At 35.4% G+C, this 18,277-nt stretch carries 17 protein-coding genes; 9 read left to right on the top strand and 8 right to left on the bottom strand.

Annotated elements, in window-relative coordinates; translation table 11 throughout:
* Nucleotides 1-27: 27 nt before the first annotated feature.
* Together PFY09_RS09440 and PFY09_RS09435 are read right to left on the bottom strand one after the other, a co-directional pair.
* Nucleotides 28-2,412 (bottom strand): M1 family metallopeptidase, encoded by a 2,385-nt coding sequence (locus PFY09_RS09440; RefSeq protein ID WP_271162239.1) that lies wholly within the window; start codon nucleotides 2,410-2,412, stop codon nucleotides 28-30.
* Between the two features lie 68 nt (nucleotides 2,413-2,480).
* Complete coding sequence (locus tag PFY09_RS09435; protein WP_271162238.1) at nucleotides 2,481-3,059, bottom strand: HupE/UreJ family protein; 579 nt, start codon at nucleotides 3,057-3,059, stop codon at nucleotides 2,481-2,483.
* 67 nt (nucleotides 3,060-3,126) lie between these two features.
* Between PFY09_RS09435 and PFY09_RS09430 the strand changes: the two genes are divergently transcribed.
* From PFY09_RS09430 to PFY09_RS09420, 3 genes are read left to right on the top strand one after another with little or no spacing between them, the layout of a single operon-like run.
* A complete protein-coding gene (locus PFY09_RS09430) occupies nucleotides 3,127-3,369 on the top strand; it encodes a hypothetical protein (protein ID WP_256040111.1) in 243 nt (80 codons plus the stop codon).
* Nucleotides 3,345-3,647, top strand: a complete 303-nt coding sequence (locus PFY09_RS09425; protein ID WP_108409193.1) for a hypothetical protein — start codon at nucleotides 3,345-3,347, stop codon at nucleotides 3,645-3,647. Before PFY09_RS09430 ends, PFY09_RS09425 begins: the two co-directional genes overlap by 25 nt.
* Nucleotides 3,644-4,144: a DUF6702 family protein gene (locus PFY09_RS09420; RefSeq protein ID WP_271162237.1), complete on the top strand. Its 501-nt coding sequence runs from the start codon at nucleotides 3,644-3,646 to the stop codon at nucleotides 4,142-4,144. The genes PFY09_RS09425 and PFY09_RS09420 overlap by 4 nt, the downstream gene beginning before the upstream one ends.
* Before the next feature lie 3 nt (nucleotides 4,145-4,147).
* Here PFY09_RS09420 and PFY09_RS09415 read toward each other — a convergent pair whose 3' ends face one another.
* Genes PFY09_RS09415 through radA form a run of 4 tightly spaced genes read right to left on the bottom strand, consistent with a single transcriptional unit; the run spans nucleotide 4,148 to nucleotide 7,486 of the window.
* Entirely contained in the window at nucleotides 4,148-4,741 is a 594-nt protein-coding gene (locus tag PFY09_RS09415) for an acyl carrier protein phosphodiesterase (RefSeq protein ID WP_271162236.1), read from the bottom strand.
* The gene (locus tag PFY09_RS09410; RefSeq protein ID WP_271162235.1) at nucleotides 4,738-5,445 is read right to left on the bottom strand and encodes a VanW family protein; all 708 of its coding nucleotides are present in this window, start codon (nucleotides 5,443-5,445) and stop codon (nucleotides 4,738-4,740) included. The genes PFY09_RS09415 and PFY09_RS09410 overlap by 4 nt, the downstream gene beginning before the upstream one ends.
* On the bottom strand, nucleotides 5,442-6,110 hold the full coding sequence (locus PFY09_RS09405) for a class I SAM-dependent methyltransferase (RefSeq protein ID WP_271162234.1): 669 nt from the start codon (nucleotides 6,108-6,110) through the stop codon (nucleotides 5,442-5,444). Before PFY09_RS09405 ends, PFY09_RS09410 begins: the two co-directional genes overlap by 4 nt.
* A gap of 23 nt (nucleotides 6,111-6,133) precedes the next feature.
* Nucleotides 6,134-7,486, bottom strand: a complete 1,353-nt coding sequence (radA, locus tag PFY09_RS09400; RefSeq protein ID WP_076390791.1) for a DNA repair protein RadA — start codon at nucleotides 7,484-7,486, stop codon at nucleotides 6,134-6,136.
* A 59-nt stretch (nucleotides 7,487-7,545) separates the two neighbouring features.
* Between radA and PFY09_RS09395 the strand changes: the two genes are divergently transcribed.
* Together PFY09_RS09395 and PFY09_RS09390 are read left to right on the top strand one after the other, a co-directional pair.
* Nucleotides 7,546-7,965, top strand: coding sequence for a hypothetical protein (locus PFY09_RS09395; protein ID WP_271162233.1), 420 nt, complete (start codon nucleotides 7,546-7,548; stop codon nucleotides 7,963-7,965).
* 55 nt (nucleotides 7,966-8,020) lie between these two features.
* On the top strand, nucleotides 8,021-8,590 hold the full coding sequence (locus PFY09_RS09390) for a YceI family protein (protein ID WP_256040117.1): 570 nt from the start codon (nucleotides 8,021-8,023) through the stop codon (nucleotides 8,588-8,590).
* A gap of 64 nt (nucleotides 8,591-8,654) precedes the next feature.
* Here PFY09_RS09390 and PFY09_RS09385 read toward each other — a convergent pair whose 3' ends face one another.
* On the bottom strand, nucleotides 8,655-9,080 hold the full coding sequence (locus PFY09_RS09385; RefSeq protein ID WP_256040118.1) for a hypothetical protein: 426 nt from the start codon (nucleotides 9,078-9,080) through the stop codon (nucleotides 8,655-8,657).
* A gap of 96 nt (nucleotides 9,081-9,176) precedes the next feature.
* Between PFY09_RS09385 and PFY09_RS09380 the strand changes: the two genes are divergently transcribed.
* The gene (locus PFY09_RS09380; protein WP_268055128.1) at nucleotides 9,177-10,784 is read left to right on the top strand and encodes a CTP synthase; all 1,608 of its coding nucleotides are present in this window, start codon (nucleotides 9,177-9,179) and stop codon (nucleotides 10,782-10,784) included.
* 183 nt (nucleotides 10,785-10,967) lie between these two features.
* Nucleotides 10,968-12,788, top strand: a complete 1,821-nt coding sequence (gene yidC / locus PFY09_RS09375; protein WP_271162232.1) for a membrane protein insertase YidC — start codon at nucleotides 10,968-10,970, stop codon at nucleotides 12,786-12,788.
* 71 nt (nucleotides 12,789-12,859) lie between these two features.
* Here the strand turns inward: yidC and PFY09_RS09370 are convergent, their stop codons facing one another.
* Nucleotides 12,860-13,444 carry a ribonuclease HII gene (locus PFY09_RS09370; protein WP_076390797.1) on the bottom strand — a complete coding sequence of 195 codons (585 nt, stop codon included), beginning with the start codon at nucleotides 13,442-13,444 and terminating at the stop codon, nucleotides 12,860-12,862.
* Nucleotides 13,445-13,562: 118 nt separating this feature from the next.
* Here PFY09_RS09370 and PFY09_RS09365 point away from each other — a divergent pair, with 118 nt between their 5' ends.
* Both PFY09_RS09365 and PFY09_RS09360 read left to right on the top strand, forming a co-directional pair.
* Nucleotides 13,563-16,583 carry a SusC/RagA family TonB-linked outer membrane protein gene (locus tag PFY09_RS09365; RefSeq protein WP_271162231.1) on the top strand — a complete coding sequence of 1,007 codons (3,021 nt, stop codon included), beginning with the start codon at nucleotides 13,563-13,565 and terminating at the stop codon, nucleotides 16,581-16,583.
* A 26-nt stretch (nucleotides 16,584-16,609) separates the two neighbouring features.
* On the top strand, nucleotides 16,610-18,178 hold the full coding sequence (locus PFY09_RS09360; protein ID WP_271162230.1) for a SusD/RagB family nutrient-binding outer membrane lipoprotein: 1,569 nt from the start codon (nucleotides 16,610-16,612) through the stop codon (nucleotides 18,176-18,178).
* Nucleotides 18,179-18,277: the final 99 nt, after the last annotated feature.

The raw sequence follows: 18,277 nt of genomic DNA, 5'->3' as shown, positions 1-18,277 counted from the left end.
TATGTAAAAGTTACAGTACTTTTCGGCTTATTTTTTCCCTGCAGCCTGCATCGGGTTTACTTTTCCGTTGGAAGCGCCTCTTGCATTTCCTGCTTCTTTCTGCTTAAAGAGATCGAATTTGGAAATCTGTGCTGTTCCGCCGTCATTGCTCCAGAAATTGTTGGAAGTATCAATATCGGCAGTTTCTCTCATCGGATCAAGCTGAACAGATTTCAATTTCTTTTCAAAATAATACGTTTTAGAAACTTTCTGCTCGTTCATTCTCCAGATCTGTGCAGAAGATTTGTCGGTAAGTTTTGTTCCGTCTTCAAAAGTAAATTCTAAAATAATCGGCATTACCAAACCTCCTTTGTTCACGAAATCAATTTGATAAGCGGTAAGATTTTTAAATTTATCTTTTTCTTTCTGCGTTAAAGGTTCGGTTCCGTCGAATTTAGAAGTGTATTCTTTGTTGTTATCCACTTTTTCCTGACCTCTGTCGTATCTGTAATAGAAATCCTGTGCTTCCTTGTCTTTATCTACGTAGAAAGTAATGTTTTTATCTTCTCTGTTTCTGATTTTTGAAATGTCTTCAAATTCGTTCAGGGCAGGTTTATCAACTTTATATTTATTTTCTTTGGCCTCTCTTGGAGCAGTATTCAGATCCGGAGTTGCAATCGTCACTTTATCAATCGCAATATCTACAGGATCTGTTCCGTAGAACCAGCCTCTCCAGAACCAGTCCAGATCTTCACCGCTTGCGTCTTCCATCGTTCTGAAAAAATCTGCAGGTTCAGGATGTCTGAAAGCCCATCTTTTCGCATAGGTTTTAAAAGCTTTATCAAAAAGCTCTCTTCCCATGATTGTTTCACGAAGAATATTCAATCCGGTTGCCGGTTTGGAATACGCATTCGGACCAAACTGAATAATGTTTTCAGAATTGCTCATAATCGGCTCCAGTTGATCTTTCGGAAGTTTCATGTAATCCACAATTGTCCACGCCGGACCTCTTTTTGAAGGGAATTTATTATCCCATTTTTCTTCTGTAAGGTATTCCACGAAAGTGTTTAATCCTTCGTCCATCCAGCTCCATTGTCTTTCGTCTGAATTAATGATCATTGGGAAGAAATTATGTCCCACCTCGTGAATCACAACGCCCAACATTCCGTTTTTAATTCCTTCTGAATAGGTTCCGTCTTTTTCCGTTCTTCCGTAATTGAAGCAAATCATCGGATATTCCATTCCGTTTGCCGCTTCTACAGACTGTGCAACAGGATATGGATACGGAATCGTGAATTCTGAATAGGTTTTAATGGTATGCGCAACTGCTTTGGTTGAATATTTTCTGTATAATCCATAAGCTTCTTTAGGATAAAAGCTCATTGCCATTACTTTATTGTTGTTTTCAGGAATCGTAACGCCCATTCCGTCCCACACAAATTTTCTGGAAGAAGTCCATGCGAAATCTCTCACGTCATTCGCTTCAAAAGTCCATGTTTTTCTCTGCTTTGAATGATTTTTCTCTGCTTTTTTAGCTTCATCCAGAGTCACGATTTCTACAGGTTCCGTAGAAGTTTTAGACTTGTTATATCTTGCCAATTGCTCAGATGTTAAAACCTGATCGTAGTTTTTACATTCTCCGGTTCCACCCACAACATGATCTGCGGGAACATTCATCGAAACTTTAAAATTTCCGAAAACCAGAGCAAATTCTCCTCTTCCTGTAAACTGATGATTCTGCCATCCGTGGAAATCGCTGTATACACACATTCTCGGATACCATTGCGTCATGGTGTAAAGATCGTTTCCTTCTTCAGGGAAGTTTTCGTAACCGCCACGACCACCCATTTTCATTCGGTTCGGGATATTGTAATTCCAGTCTACTTTGAAAACCAGTTTTTCTCCTTTTTTCAGAACTTTAGGAAGATCAATACGCATCATGGTTTTATTGACGGTATATTTCAAAGGATTTCCTGAAGCATCCGTTACTTTTTCAAGATTTACTCCATAACCATTATCAATTGCCGGAACTTCAGAAGCTTTCAACTGTTGGTCTGTTGCTGCTTTCGGAAGGGTAGAAGAGAACGGAAAGTCGGCTTTCTTTACCGTTGACTGTTGATTCTCATCAAGCTGAAGCCAGATATAATCCAGATCATCCGGAGAATTATTGTAATACGTAATGGTTTCAGAACCTTTTAAATTTCTTTTGTCTTCATCAAGGTAAGCATTGATCTCGTAATCGGCTCTGTTTTGCCAATAGCCATGACCGGGAGCTCCGGAAGCGGTTCTGTAGATATTAGGCGTAGGAAGAATGGTTCCTAACTGTTCGAATTTATTTCCGTGGTTGCTTCCCGGATTATTCTGAATATTCTGTGCGGTGAAACCTGTATACGCAAATACAGAAAGAGAAAGTATGGCAACTTTTAGTTTCATAACCGAAATTGTTTTAAAGATTTTCAAATATAATAATAAGTAGCTGAAAATTTGAAAATGTTTCAGCGTTAAAAAGGAATTCTTTCTAATGTCATTTTTAAGGATAAAGCAAATACGCCGGAAGAGACAAAAAGAATCCAGTCTTTCTGGTTTACTTTGAATAGTTTAAGCAAAATAAAGAGCAGCATTAAAATCCCGAAAACAATCGCAATCTGTCCCAATTCCAAACCGATATTGAAGCCTAAAAGAGGAATGGCAATACTCTGGCTTTTAGCAATCATCACTCTTGCGGTATTCGCAAAGCCCATTCCGTGGATCAATCCAAAAATTAAGGCTAAATAATAATTGGCGTTATTCTGAGACTGTTTTTTATTTCGGATAAGGATATTATTCAGCGAAGTTAATACAATCGTCAACGGAATGAGAAATTCTACCCAGTCTGAATTGATTCTTATGATATCAAAAGTGCTTAATGCCAAAGTAATGGAATGTCCGATGGTGAAAGCGGTGACAAGAATTAAAACTTTCTTTAAGTCGTTAAAAGAATATACCGCAATTAAAGCCAGAACAAAAAGCTGATGATCGAGTGCATCCAAAGAAATAATGTGTTCCCAGCCGAGGTTCAGATAGAATAAAAAATCCTGCATTTTTCCAATATTATTTTTGAAACGCGATGATACAAAATTTATTTTAACTTTGTGTAAAATCAATACAATGAACCTTACCATAGAAATAGATAATAAAGAAGATTATTTTTTCGTTAAGCAGCTTTTAGAAAGACTGAAAGGAGTAAGAATTGTAGAAAATAATTATGAAACGGTTGAAGGTCTGCCTTCTCATATTTTTGAAGAGATTGAAAAATATGGGGAATCTCTGAAAGATGAAGACATGATCTCGAAAAAGGATTTCTTTAAGTTTATTGATGAAGAAATATGCAGATTGAATTCTCAGAAATAGCAAAAAAAACTTTAGCCGAAAATATCGAATTTCTTAAGAGAGTCTGGACCAATCGTGAAGTTGTTATTTTCTTAGAAGATGTGAAAAGAATAACAAATGATCTTGAAAATGGAAAATATTCTCAGTTTCAAAGTTCCTTTCACAAGACGAAAAGTGTTTTAATCGGCAAAAAACACGTAAGAATGTTCTTCCGAAAAGAAAGCGAGACTAAAATTAAAGTTCTACTGTTCTTCGATATGCGACAAGACCCACAAAAAATCCTTGATTTATTACAATGAAAAAACTGTTTTTCTTCTTTACCGTCTTAATTATATTTTTCTCTTTTACAAAGGCAAAACATCCTTATCATGTAGGTTCTGTAGAAATTAATTACAATCAGAAATCCAAAACGTTTGAAATTACAGGACGTTTTTTTCTGGATGATCTGGAAAACGGATTAAACAACAAATACGGAAAAACTCTTCATTTCAACGATCCGAAATTCAAAGCACAGCTCAACGAATCTCTTAAAAATTATTCCGCAGAATATTTTAAGTTAAAAGGCAATAATAAATTTCTGAACGTTAATTATGTAGGCTACGAAGAAGATCACGAATCCGTTAATGTTTATCTCGAATCTGAAAAAATAGACAATCCTAAAAAAGTAGAAGCAGCGGTAAGTTTCCTGTATAATTTGTTTGACGATCAGATCAATATCGTCCACATCATTGTTAACGGAAACCGAAAAAGTGAAAAATTAACTTATCCGAACCGTTATTTGTTTCAGCAGTTTTAAAAATTAATTTTCGAGCTGTAAAAGCGCATTGATTCCTTTGGCGTGTTCTGATAAATCAGGAAAAAAATCATCATAACATTCCTGAAGAAAATCTTTATTTTTTAAAAAAGCTTCGTGAACGGGAATATCAATGTTTAAATATTTTGCTTTGTTCAGAACGTTTCTCATGCTGTAACCGATATTTTTCTCGAAACGGTAGTTGTAAAGCCAATCGCCTTCTTCCATTTTTTCAAGCATCATTCTGAAATTTTCGGGAAGAAATTCATAATTTTCATTCAGAACACGATATACTTTTTGGGAATGATTTTTCCAGCCTTCCAAAGAGTTCAGACTTAAATCATTCGCTACAAAATAATCCATCGCAACATCCACAAAAGCTCCTGCGTATAATCTCACCAATGGGGCAAAAACTTTTTTGGCTTCATGAATGGCGGGATGCGAATCTGTAAACGTATCTATGGCGCGGTGTAAAGTAATGCCATCCTGAATATCTTTCGGAAAAGAATAACGGTCTCTGTTTCGGATAAAATCTTCCAGAAACTGACCGACAATCTGTCCGTCTGTAAAGGTAAGGAAGGAGTGCGCCAAATAATTCATAAACGAATATAGAAATTTTTAGCCAGAATTTCACCGTTGCGGTGTGTTTCTGCCCAAACTCCTTTTTCAGTTTCAGAATAGGTGAAATCGATGGGATGGATAATAATTTTTTCTTGGGAAAAAAGGCTTACCAAAAGTTCGCCATCACCGACGGAACATTGTAACTGAACAGGAAAGGAAAACGGATTTTGAAGCTGCAGATCTTTGTAACCATAAACTACGGTACAGTCTGAACCTAAAGGTGTAAAACGTTCATGATCCTTATAAATATCAATGGAATGCGGATATCTTTCAATGATTTTTAAACCTGACTGTAATGCTAAAAAGTATAAAATTGAAGAAAACTGACAAATTCCGCCTCCAAAATCACTCGAAATATGATCTTTAATTAAATTTCGTCCTTCTTTAAAGCCATTACTTTTACTAGGCTTTCCGGTCAGTTTCCAGAAAGAAAAAACTTCGTTGGGATAAATAATCAGATGGTTGATTTTTTCTCCGACAATCTTCAGATTATGAAGTTTGTTCTCGTAAAATTCTCCTTTTTTTATGACCTGCCGAAGCTCAATTTTATATTCTCCGATGTTTTCGGAACTGTAGTCTTTTGAATAAACATATTTTGTTTTTCGCTCACCGAAATACCGCTGCAATAATTTCAACTGCAATTTCCAATGATGGGGAATCCATTTTTTTATCTGTTGTTTCATCGTTTTTCTAAAACAGCAATTTGATAGGAAGCCCAGTTTTTCAGAACGGTTTTACACAGAAAAATATCCAGAGACAGAAAATATCTTCTCAGTTTTTTCGGAATCCTGTGAATGGGGAACAGTAAAACTCCTGCTGTATTTTTAATCTTCCATTGCTTTTGAGACAGCTTAAAAATTTCTTCCGGGGTAAAACTGTTTCCAGCGTGCCAATCTTCTTGAGGAGAAACAACTTTTCGCCTGTTTTTCGTGGGGTAATCGAAAATTAAAGTTCCGTTTTTGGTTAATTTCGAAAAGCATTCATCTAAAAAAGCTTCCGTTTCCTTTCTGTTTTGATGCATGATGACGTGGAAACAGAAAATACAGTCAAATTCATCCACAAAAGGGATTTTTGAAATTTCTCCTTTCGTTAAAATTTTTTCAGGATATTTTTTTCGGGCAATATTCAGCATTTCTTCACTGAAATCTGCGCCGTGAGTGGCAAAATTCAGCAGACGACCTGTTCCGCATCCCAAATCCAGAACTTTTACGTAGCTTTTATTTCTAAAAAAGGAATTTAAAAAAGCTCTTTCCTGTTCATCGATGTATTTTCCGTAGGAATTCCCGAAACGGTTTTCGTCATAGGTTTTTGCAAGATGGTTATAGTAATTGAGGATGCTGGTTTTCATCATTTAATATTTTGTGTTTTTAATTAAAATAATCTTTCGTGAAAATCCTCGATTTTGCTTACTTCTTCTATTTTAATCCCGAATTTTTTCTTCGGTAATTTGTTCAGATTAGAAATGAAAATCTTTTCGTAGCCCAATTTCTCCGCTTCGGTAATTCTCTGTTCCGCCTGTGCGATCGGACGGATTTCGCCACTTAAACCAATTTCTCCCGCAAAACAATAATGTTCGGAAATCGCAATATCTTCATTGGATGAAAGAATGGAAGCTACGACTGCCAAATCCAGAGCCGGATCATCGGTTTTTATGCCTCCGGTAATATTTAAGAAAACGTCTTTTGCTCCGAGTTGAAAACCTGCTCTTTTTTCCAGAACCGCAAGAAGCATATTTAATCTTTTGGCATCAAAACCTGTGGAACTTCTCTGTGGTGTTCCGTAAACAGCGGTACTTACCAAAGCCTGAATTTCTAAAAGCATCGGACGGTTTCCTTCCAGAGTCACGGCTACAGAATTTCCGGAAAGTTCTTCAAATTTTTTGGTGATTAAAATTTCAGATGGATTTTTAATTTCCTTTAAACCCTGAGAAATCATTTCATAAATCCCGATCTCGGAAGTCGATCCGAAACGGTTTTTGTTGGCTCTCAATAATCTGAAAAGATGATTTCTGTCGCCGTCGAAATTCAAAACCACATCCACCATGTGTTCTAGAACTTTCGGTCCTGCAATTTGTCCGTCTTTGGTGATGTGACCTACCAAAAATACAGGAACGTTGTTTTCTTTGGCGTATTTAATAATTTCATTGGAACATTCGCGGATCTGGGAAACCGTTCCCGGCGAACTTTCAATCAGTTGTGACTGCAATGTCTGAATGGAATCGATAATCACAAAGTCGGGCTCCAGTTTTTTAGCTTCATGAAGAATTTTTTCCAGATTGGTTTCTGTAAACAAAAAGCAGTTGGGATTTTGGATATCAGTCAGACGGTCGGCTCTCATTTTAATTTGAGAAGCACTTTCTTCCCCCGAAACATAGAAAACTTTTTTCTTCATTTTCAGAGCCAATTGAAGGAGCAGGGTAGACTTACCGATTCCCGGTTCTCCGCCGATCAGGGTGACAGATCCTAAGACAATTCCGCCTCCCAAAACCCTGTTGAGCTCTTCAGAAGGTGTTTTTATTCTCGGTTCTTCATTGGTTTCAACTTCTACGATATTGATGACGTGCTGTTTTGTTTTTGAAAAAGGCGGAGTCTTGTGTGAAGTAGTTTTTTCCACCACTTCTTCCACCAAGGTATTCCACTGTCCGCAGTTTTTGCACTGTCCCATCCATTGGGAATACTGGGTTCCGCAGTTCTGACAGAAATATGCTGTTTTGAGTTTTGCCATACTGCGAAGTTCAAAATTTTTTTTGAATTTTTCTTTCGAATTTTAATTAATTTTCAACCATGAAAAATATTTTCCTGAGTTTGATGGTTTTTGTGGTGATGAGTCTTCTGAATGCTCAGTTTACAGATTGGTCTTTAGTTTTTACAGATGGAAAATCAGGCGGAATCGCAATGGCTCCGATTGCGGTCTTATTAAGTGGTTTAATGGTTTCTGCGATAGGATTTTTAACGGTTTTGATTTTCAATAAAACTTACAATACGATTCTGAAGAATGCATTTTTATTTGAAATTATTTATCTATTTACATTAATTATTAGCGGAGCAAATCCTTTCGCTTATTTTACGGGGGGTGAAGAAATTCTGTTTTTAGATTTTTTATTGTATCTGAATTCTTTTTTTGTTTTACTGATGATGTTTTTAATAGATAGACTATATTCAAAAATAAATTTAGCAAAATCAAAAAATAACGTAGATCAATAGTTCGTTGTTATAAGTAACTTACCTTTGTACAACAATTAATTCAAAATATTATACAATGAAAAAATTACTTTTAACTTTTGTATTTACATTACTAAGTGTTTTCAGTTTTGCGCAGACAGACTGGGCGGTAGATCCGATGCATTCTTCTGTTAATTTCAACATCAAACATATGGGAATCAGCTTTGTGCAGGGAAGATTTGATAAGTTTGACGGGAAGGCTTCCACAAAGGGCAATACTTTAGAAAATGCAGACCTGAATTTTACGGTTGAGGTAAACACCATTAATACAGGAGTTGAAATGAGGGATAAGCATTTGAAAAGCGAAGACTTTTTCAGTGCAGAAAAATATCCGACGATGAGTTTCGTAACGACGTCTATGAAAAAGGATAAAAATAATACCTACACTCTAAAAGGTAAATTAACCATAAAAGACGTAACCAGAGATATCTCTGTTCCGGTAACTTTCGGTGGAATAGCGAAAAATCAACAGGGAAAAGAAGTGATGGGTTTCCAGACGAGTTTTACCATAAACCGTTTGGATTATGATATTAAATATGATCCTACAGGAACTGGAGTTGCTAAAGAAGTAGATGTTAATCTGTATTTTGAAATGACCAAAATATAGTTTTTACACAGTAATATTGATTAAGAAAGGTTTTCAGATGTTGAGAGCCTTTTTTTATTTTTGATTATTTTTTTGACAGCAAATCAAGATAGGTTTTTTCTAATTCTTGGTATTCTTCTTTCCAGTCTTGAGATGTTTTTTCCAGCTTTTCAAAATTATAATTTAAAATTTCTATTTCTTCTAAGTGATCTACAGTGTTTCGGTCTTCAATATGGTCAAAATACTCTGCGTACCAAACATTTAAATTTTGATTTGAAATTTCGATGTACAGTTGTTCTCCAATATGACTCTGCAATAGCAAATGGTAATTTAAAATATTCTTTTTGAAGTAAATAAAAATGCCTTCGTAATAATCATGGTGGCGATCTGTAAAGTATATATTAAACCTGTTGTTTTTCCAGATTGGTAAGTTGTCAAACTTCAGGAGTAGTCCATTTTCAGGTAAGAGCTCAACCTTTTTTAAGTAGACTAATTGGTTAAGAATTTTCATTGTTATAATTTTCGAAGTTCTAAAATACATAATCAAATTTGAATACAAAATTGCTTTGTATTTCTTTTTCCCCTAACTTTGCACAAACCTAATCTAATGAGTAAAAAGAATACTAAGTACATCTTTGTGACAGGAGGTGTAACTTCATCTTTGGGAAAGGGAATCGTTTCAGCTTCTCTTGGACTTCTACTAAAATCGCGTGGCTTCAATGTAACTATTCAAAAGCTTGATCCTTATATCAATATCGATCCGGGAACTTTGAATCCTTACGAACACGGAGAATGCTATGTAACCGAAGATGGTGCGGAGACGGATCTGGATTTAGGTCACTACGAGCGTTACCTTGATGCTCCTACTTCCCAAAACAATAACGTTACGACAGGAAAAATCTACCAGACGGTAATCGAAAAGGAAAGAAAAGGAGATTTCCTTGGAAAAACTGTTCAGGTAATTCCTCATATTACGAACGAAATTAAACGCAGAATTAAAATCTTATCCAAACAGAACTACGATATCATTATTACAGAGATCGGGGGAACGGTAGGGGATATTGAATCTTTACCTTACATTGAAACAGTTCGTCAGTTGAAATGGGAACTGGGTGAGAAAAATTCTATGGTAATTCACCTTACTTTATTGCCTTATCTGGCTTCCAGCGGAGAATTAAAAACAAAACCTTCTCAGCATTCCGTTCGTCAGTTGATGGAGAGCGGAATTATGGCGGATGTTTTGGTTTGCCGTACAGAACATAAGATCCCGAAAGATCAGAGAGCCAAACTGGCTCAGTTCTGTAATGTTCCTTTGGATAACGTGATCGAATGTAAAGATCTGGAAACGATCTATGAAGTTCCGATGTATCTTCAGAAACAGAATTTTGATGATGTGGTTCTTAAAGAATTAGATCTGAAAAGTGATAAAGAAGCGGATCTTAAAGACTGGAAATCGTTCTTAAAGAAATTCCAGAATCCTAAAAAATCTGTTGAAATTGCGTTGGTTGGAAAATACGTTTCTCTTCAGGATTCATATATTTCCATTGCTGAGGCTTTCAAACATGCCGGAGCAGATCTTGAAACGGAAGTGAAGATCAGATGGGTGTACAGTGGAGATTTAACGGCTGAAAATATTAAAGAAACTTTATCCGGAGTGAGTGGGATTTTGGTTGCACCGGGATTCGGAGACAGAGGAATTGAAGGAAAGGTTCTTACAGCTCAATATGCAAGAGAAAATAAAATTCCGATGTTGGGAATTTGTTTGGGAATGCAGATTATGACGATTGAATTCGCTAGAAATGTTTTAGGATACACTAAAGCAAATTCTATGGAATTCGATACTTCTACGGAGCATCCTGTAATTTCTTTAATGGAAGAACAGAAAAATGTAGTAGACAAAGGGGGAACAATGCGTCTTGGGGCATGGAAGTGTTCCCTGAAAAACGGTTCTAAATTAAACGAAATCTACGGAGCAAAAAATATTACGGAAAGACACCGTCACAGATATGAATTCAACAGCGATTACATTGGAGAATTCGAGAAAAACGGTTTCTTAGCAACGGGAACAAACCCTGAAACAGGATTGGTGGAAGCGTTGGAAATGCCGGATCATCCGTTTTATGTAGGAGTTCAGTATCACCCTGAATACAAAAGTACGGTTGCAACGCCGCATCCTTTATTCAGAGCTTTTATTAAAGCTTGTACTTCAAAATAAAGTAATTTAAAAATTACAAACGTCATAAATAAACTCAGACTGATTATTCTCAGCCTGAGTTTATTATATAGTAATGCATTAAAGAATAGAGTTTTGATAAAAAAACAGTATTTTTGTCGACTCGAAAATGTATAGCGTTTACTATATATTATTTAATAGGTAAAAATTTTAATTAAAGATAAAATGCAACAGAACAACGGACTCGATAAAAGTCAGATTATTAGTTTTGCGGTTTTATGCTTAGTTCTTTTCGGTTTCATGTTTTATTTCCAAAACAAACAATCGAAAGAAGATGCAGTAAAAGCTCAGCAGCAGAAAACTGAACAAGCTAAAAATGCCGTAAAACAGACTCAGGCAACCAATATCAATCCAAATGTAACTCCCGGCTCAATTCAGACGGCAACTCTGGCGAATAATGAATTGAAAATTGAATTCAACAGTTTAGGAGGGCAGGTTTCTAAAGTGGAACTTGCAAAATACAAAGCATACGATCATAAAACAGATAATGCAGATCTTCCGCTTTACCTGATCACGAAAAATAACTCCAACTACGGTTTTCAGTTTAAAGATAAAACGGGAAAAATTATCAATACTAAAGATTTAGTTTTTGCTCCTGTTGTCAATGGAAATGTTGCTACGCTAACAGCAAATTATAATGGTGCAACCATTCAGTTTGTATATTCATTAAACAATAATCCAAAAGCAGAACTGAAAGATCAGTATGCTTTAGATTTCAAAGTAAGAACACAGGGACTGGCAAAAATTACGTCTGATAATAAAGCAGATTTTATCTGGGATTACAGTGTAAGAAACCTTGAAAAGGGTAGAGCGCAGGAACAGTCTCACTCAGAATTCTCATATGCTTTCAATAATTATAAAGATTATGAGTACGATGGAAGAACAACGATGGAAGAAGACAAAGAAACGCTTAACTGGATCGGGGTTAAACAGCAGTTCTTCGCTTCTGTAATTGAATCTAAAACAGGATTTACCCAAAGCAAAGGAAATCAGGAAGCGATTGAAGAAGGGGAGTATCTGAAAAAATTAAACTATGAAGGTTTTGTTCAGATGAACGGAAGTGAACTGAATCAGGATTTCACATGGTACTTTATGCCTTTGGATTTACCATTATTAAAAACGTATGATAAAAACTTTGATGAAATTCTTCCTTTAGGATGGTCTTTCATCGGATGGATGAACCGTTATTTCTTTATGTGGCTTTACAGTGTAATTGCTGGTTGGGGATTATCTGCAGGTTGGGTAATTTTCTTAATGACAATTATTGTGAAACTAATCTTATCGCCAATTATGTACAAACAGCACAAATTAAGCGCGATGATGAGAGTAATCCGTCCAGAAATTGATGAGGTAAATGCCAAATTCAAGGATGCAGATCCGATGAAAAAGCAGCAGGCTACGATGGAGGTTTATCGAAAAGCGGGAGTTAATCAGATGGCGGGATGTTTGCCGGCGTTGGTGCAGATTCCTATTTTCTATGCGTTATTCCGTTTCTTTCCGAACTTTATTGATCTTAGAGGTAAAGGATTCTGGTTTGCAAAAGATTTAACGGCTTATGATGATTTGATAAAATTGCCTTTTAAAGTTCCTTTCCTTGGAGACCATCTAAGTGTTTTCGCTTTGGCTTGTACCGTGGTGATCTTAATTTATACCGTAATGACTTCAGGAAATATGCAGCAGCCACAACAGGAAGGTATGCCAAATATGAAGGTCTTAATGTACATCTTCCCGGTTACCTTTTTATTCTTTTTAAATACGTCTGCATCGGGTCTTTCCTGGTATTATTTCGTATCAAATGCCATTAACATCTTAATAATCCTTGTTATTAAATATGTAATTCTGGATGAGAAGAAAATCCATGCGCAGATTCAGGCAAATAAAGAAAAGCCTAAAATGGAAGGAAAATTCCAGAAGCGTATGAGAGAGATGATGGAGAAAGCTCAGGAGCAGCAAAACGTGCAACAGCAACAGAGAAAGAAAAAATAACATTTTCTATAATACAAAAAAAGAGAGGTAAATTTAATTTTGCCTCTCTTTTTTACTTCAAATATTCAATATTAGTCATATTTCAGTCTGAAAGACTGTCTGTGATATTTAGTCGGTCCGAATTTTATCAGCGCTTCCTGATGTTTTTTAGTAGCATAGCCAAAATTTGTGTTCCATCCGTATTCGGGATGCTCTTCATGAAGTTCGATCATTAATTTGTCTCTGTAATTTTTTGCTAAAATAGAAGCCGCAGCAATAGACAAGACTTTAGAATCTCCTTTAATAATACATTCGTGTGGAATAAAATTGTAAGGGTGAAATCTGTTTCCGTCCACTAAAATCAATTCAGGTCTTATTATTAATTTATCCAAAGCCTGATGCATGGCATGGATGCTTGCATTCAGTATATTATGCTGATCTATAAATGCGGGAGAAAGTTCTGCAACTGCGTAATCTTTAACATTATCTTTGATGTAGCTGTCAAGATCCATTCTTGTCTTAAAATTTAACTTTTTGGAATCGTTAACCAAATTTTGGTTAAAATTCTCATCTAAAATTACTGCAGCAGCTACCACAGGTCCGGATAAACAGCCTCGACCCACTTCATCACAACCTGCTTCAACATAAAAAATCGACCATTTTTTTATTAAATCCATAATTTCCGCTATTTCACCAAGGTAAAATCATGCAATATTAAAGATTTTTAACAAAATATTTGGTTACTTTAAGAAAGTTTTACATATTTGCAAATAATAAAAAATAATCAATTTAAATATGAAGAAATTAACAGCAAGTGTTCTACTGGTAGTTTTATCATCCTCTTTTGCGGTTGTCAACGCTCAAAAGAAAGGAAATGATACAATTCCTAGAACGACAACCATTGAAGAAGTTGTTTTCGTTCAGCCAGTAACTGGAAGATTGAAAGTAAAGGATGAAGTTACTACAGCTCAGCAAATTATTAGCAATCAGCAGTTAAAAGCGGCTAATAACCCTAATGCAATAAGTGCTATTGCAGGTAAGGCTTCTGGTGTAAGAATTAATCAGACAAACAGTAGTGTAAATTCATCTCAAAGTATTGTCATCAGAACTCCTACAACGATTACTGGTAACCAAGAAGCTTTAGTTGTTATCGATAATGTTATTTCCAGTGCTAACATTTTGGCTCAATTACCTCCTGATTTGATAGAATCAGTCAATATCATAAAAGGTGCCGGAGGAGCAGCAATATATGGTTCTCAAGGTATTAACGGGGTAGTAGTAGTAACTACGAAAAGAGGTACTGCGAGCGGAGGATTAAGAATTAATTATAACTCTTCTGTAGATTTCGAAACAGTCGCTTTCTTACCAAAAAGACAAAGAAACTATGGACAAGGATGGTATGGTAAAAAAGTTAACGTAGAAAATGGAGCATGGGGACCAGCATTCAATGATCCTGCATATGCTGGAACAATGCAGCCATATGGTGTTCCTTTATATGATTTTGATGGAGATGGTTTTATTACTGTTAATCCAAATGATAATGCTCCTACCGGGGATGAAGGAGCTTCAATTATGTCAACTTTTGCTCCTTATGGGAAAGATAATGTTAAAGATTTTTTCCAGACAGGTACAATTTTCCAAAATACTTTATCAGTATCTACTGGTAATAGCAATGGATATTTCGGATTAACTCTTGGAAGTTTAGAGAAAGAATTTATCGTAGCTGATGATAAATTAAGCAGATACTCAGTTTTAATGAAAGGAGGTACAAAGATCAATAAATGGTCTTTTGACGGTCAGATTAATTATATCAGAACGAAAACTTCTCAGGCTGATGCAACTATTTATCACGATTTGCTTCAGAGTGCTTCAGATATTCCAATTGAGAAGTTTAAAGATTATTCAGACAATGCATATGGTTGGAATATTTATTACACCAGCCCGTATTTTAGACAAAAACACGTAAGATCTAATTCCATTCAGAACTATTTTAATCTAATTGGTGCAGCTGCTTATAAGTTTGACGATCATATTAATTTGTCATATCGTGGTAACATGAGCTTTAATAATGCTGAAAGCAGTAATTATAATGATGGTTATGTAGTAGCTCCAATTTACGATGGAATTTTCCCTAATGTTCAGTCGAGTTATTTTCAATCAAATGTAAATCAACAGAACTATTATGGAGATTTAACTTTAAATTTAAATTATGATATTGCAACGGATTTAAATTTAGATGTTACAGTAGGTCATAACTATCAGGATAGAAGAACTACAAACAGCCAAGCTGGAGGTACAGGTTTATTGATTCCGGGATTATATACTATTCCAAATTTATCTAATCCGGCACAGCCAAGTACTTTAAATAATAGAAAATTCCACACTAATGTTCATGCATTTTTAGGAAATATCGATTTATCATATAAAAAATATCTATTCTTCAATGCAGCAGGAAGATATGAGATGAATTCAAGTTTAAAACAATTATCTGTAAGTAATGATTTCTCTTATTTCTTCCCATCGGCTTCACTTTCATTTATTCCGACAAAAGCATTTGATTTTGGAGGCAAAGTGTTGAATTATTTGAAGGTTAATGCTGCATTAGAAAGAACAGGAGGTATTTCAGCTATTGGGAATTATCAGTTATATCCAGTGGCTATTGTAGGTGGTGGATATCCATATGCTGGTAGTGGATATATAAGCTACCAACCACAAACAACTGTAACAGATCGATCATTAAATCCTGAATTTACTACTAGAGCCGAAGTAGGTTTATCATTTGGTCTATTCAATGATAGAATTACGTTTGATGGAGCTGTGTATAAAAGTAAAACAGATGACTTAATTACTCTTCAAACAACATCTAGTGCAACAGGTTTAACTGGACAGTGGAGAAATGTTGGAGATATGGAAGGAAGAGGTATTGAGATGAATATTAATTTTGTTCCAATCAAAAATAAAAATATTCGTTGGGATATCGGAGCTAACTTTACAAGTGGCTATAGTAAAGTTACTAAATTGGCTGATGGTGCAAAAGAGATTGCTCTGCTTTCTTCTTCTTCCGTAGGTATCTTTGCTGTTGAAGGTGAGAAATTCGGAGTAATTAAAGGAACAACTTACGTTAGAGATGATCAAGGAAGAATCGTTGTAAATGCTGCTACAGGTTTACCTCAGGTTAATTCTCAGCTTAGCGTTTTGGGAAGAAATACACCTAAATATATTTTAGGTCTTACAACGTCATTAAAAGTAAAGGGCTTTACATTATCTGCAACAGCTGATTACCGTACAGGACATGTATTCTATTCTGGTACTAAAAACTCGATGGCATTCTCTGGACAGCTTGAAGAATCTGCAAATTTTGATAGAACAAAACCTTATGTAATACCTAACTCGGTATACTTACAGAATGGTGCTTACGTTGCGAACACAAGTGTTCCTATTTTTGCAACTACTTTTAATAATCCTAATAATGCTAATTATAATCCTACATTGGCTTTATCAGAACATTATGGAGGAGCTACATATAATTCTGTAGGTGAAAATTTTGTAATGGATGCTACAGCGTTTAAAGTTCGTGAAATTGCTATTTCTTATACATTTGATAAAAAAATATTAGGGAATTCTAAAATTAATGAGCTTACTATTGGATTCCAGGCTAGAAATCCATTCATTAAATTTGCAAAAGAAAACAGAAATTATGATGATCCTGAAACAGGATTTGATGGAAATGGGGCTTATGCTGGTTTTATTGGAAATGCAGCTACACAGTATCCTAATCTAAGAACTTATGGAGGTAATATCAGTATCACTTTCTAATTCACTCACTAATTAATTTTATTACAATGAAAAAATATATTTTTATAGCGTTAGCAGCATTATCAGTTGCTTCTTGTAAGCTTGATGATAACATTTCGCCAAACGACCCTAGCGTTGAGGCTGTAACTCCAAATTTATATTTAAGTGCAGCTCAAACTTCTAACTATAATGTACAGGTAGGAGATATTTTTGAATTATCCAATGTCTGGATGAACAACTGGGCTGGAAATATTTATTATTTTGCCTCTCCTTATAGTGCTGAATATCAGTTACAGGTAACTTCAGCATTTACCAGAGGAAATAACTTTTGGAATAACAGTTATCTGGCAATGAGTAGATATGCAAGTATTTATAATAATCCTCAAGCTGCTCAATATTCTAATCACGCTGCGATTGCGAAGATTTTGATGGCAAATGAAATGCAGTATATTGTAGATTTCTTTGGAGATGCTCCATTCTCTGATGCATTCAAGCGTGATGCGAATCTTACTCCAAAATATGATAAGGGTGAGGATATTTACAAGAATTTAGTATTGATGATCAACGATGCGATCACTAGCATTAATACTGGTAATCCTCAATTTGCAGTAGGTACAGAAGATGAAATTTTTGCAGGTGATATGACTAAATGGTTAAAATTGGCTAATACAATTAAACTGAGATTATTACTTAGACAGTCAAAAGTTACTGATGCTACTATAAAAGCTTTTGTAACGGCTCAACTTCAGTCTTTACAAGGAGCACAGTTCTTATCTGATACTGATGGAGATGTGAAAATTAATCCAGGTTATGGTAGTGGTACTGCTGCACAGCAAAATCCATTAATCAGAAATTATGCTTATTTAAACTTTGATCAGCAAACTGAGAATATTCAAGGATACAGATTAATTGATATTTCTAGTCATTTTGCTGGTCTATTAAATGGAGCTAATGCTAAAACTACCGGAACGACTGATACTCGTCGTGGTTTTATGTATAGAGCTGCTGGAGGTACAATTAGAGGTATTACTCAAGGAGACGGTCAGACTCCCGGAGCAACTGAAGCTTCTTTTTCAAGATTAGGTTGGAAGTTTCGTCAGATTAACGCTCAAGGTAATGCATTTGTCGATAATTCTAATATTGATGGAGTAGTAATGAGTGCTTCAGAGGCTGAACTATTGCAAGCTGAAGCCGCAGAATTATATCCGGCAATTTTCACTAATGCATATGGTCATTATGAAAAAGCTGTGCGAGCTTCATTTACGTTTTTTGCTGTACCACCTACTACTACTAATCCAGATCCTGCAGGTGCTTATTTAGCAAGCTTAAGTACAAAACCTTATGGATGGAATGGATCTGATGGACATATTGCAGCAATTCAATATCAAAGAATGGTTGCTTTACACTTCATTAAGCCTCAAGAAACTTATATCAACTATTTGAAAACAGGTTATCCTGTTACTCCTTTAGCTCTTACGGCTACTCAGCCTAACAAGCCGTGGAGATTAGTTTATCCTTCAAGAGAATACAATACAAATAGTGCAAATGTACCGGTGGTAAACCAGGCAGATGTATTTGTTAAAAATCAATTTACTCCTTTCTGGAATAGAAACTAATCTATTGAAAATAATATCTAAAAACCGCCTTCGGGCGGTTTTTTTTATTTCCAAGTGTTAAAATTTATTTTTCTAAAAAACAAAATATATGTCATGCAT

The sequence above is a fragment of the Chryseobacterium gambrini genome, from assembly GCF_027920505.1.
Lineage (GTDB): Bacteria > Bacteroidota > Bacteroidia > Flavobacteriales > Weeksellaceae > Chryseobacterium > Chryseobacterium gambrini.
This window is presented reverse-complemented; position numbering and strand designations above follow the sequence as displayed.

Bases quoted from the DNA above. Each gene is read 5' to 3' on its own strand.
- PFY09_RS09360 (WP_271162230.1), top strand. From the start codon at position 16,610: ATGAAAAAATATATTTTTATAGCGTTAGCAGCATTATCAGTTGCTTCT.
- radA (WP_076390791.1), bottom strand. From the start codon at position 7,486: ATGGCAAAACTCAAAACAGCATATTTCTGTCAGAACTGCGGAACCCAG.
- PFY09_RS09370 (WP_076390797.1), bottom strand. From the start codon at position 13,444: ATGGATTTAATAAAAAAATGGTCGATTTTTTATGTTGAAGCAGGTTGT.
- PFY09_RS09395 (WP_271162233.1), top strand. From the start codon at position 7,546: ATGAAAAATATTTTCCTGAGTTTGATGGTTTTTGTGGTGATGAGTCTT.
- PFY09_RS09385 (WP_256040118.1), bottom strand. From the start codon at position 9,080: ATGAAAATTCTTAACCAATTAGTCTACTTAAAAAAGGTTGAGCTCTTA.
- PFY09_RS09405 (WP_271162234.1), bottom strand. From the start codon at position 6,110: ATGAAAACCAGCATCCTCAATTACTATAACCATCTTGCAAAAACCTAT.
- PFY09_RS09435 (WP_271162238.1), bottom strand. From the start codon at position 3,059: ATGCAGGATTTTTTATTCTATCTGAACCTCGGCTGGGAACACATTATT.
- PFY09_RS09420 (WP_271162237.1), top strand. From the start codon at position 3,644: ATGAAAAAACTGTTTTTCTTCTTTACCGTCTTAATTATATTTTTCTCT.
- PFY09_RS09410 (WP_271162235.1), bottom strand. From the start codon at position 5,445: ATGAAACAACAGATAAAAAAATGGATTCCCCATCATTGGAAATTGCAG.
- PFY09_RS09390 (WP_256040117.1), top strand. From the start codon at position 8,021: ATGAAAAAATTACTTTTAACTTTTGTATTTACATTACTAAGTGTTTTC.
- PFY09_RS09425 (WP_108409193.1), top strand. From the start codon at position 3,345: ATGCAGATTGAATTCTCAGAAATAGCAAAAAAAACTTTAGCCGAAAAT.
- PFY09_RS09380 (WP_268055128.1), top strand. From the start codon at position 9,177: ATGAGTAAAAAGAATACTAAGTACATCTTTGTGACAGGAGGTGTAACT.
- PFY09_RS09440 (WP_271162239.1), bottom strand. From the start codon at position 2,412: ATGAAACTAAAAGTTGCCATACTTTCTCTTTCTGTATTTGCGTATACA.
- PFY09_RS09430 (WP_256040111.1), top strand. From the start codon at position 3,127: ATGAACCTTACCATAGAAATAGATAATAAAGAAGATTATTTTTTCGTT.
- PFY09_RS09415 (WP_271162236.1), bottom strand. From the start codon at position 4,741: ATGAATTATTTGGCGCACTCCTTCCTTACCTTTACAGACGGACAGATT.
- PFY09_RS09365 (WP_271162231.1), top strand. From the start codon at position 13,563: ATGAAGAAATTAACAGCAAGTGTTCTACTGGTAGTTTTATCATCCTCT.
- yidC (WP_271162232.1), top strand. From the start codon at position 10,968: ATGCAACAGAACAACGGACTCGATAAAAGTCAGATTATTAGTTTTGCG.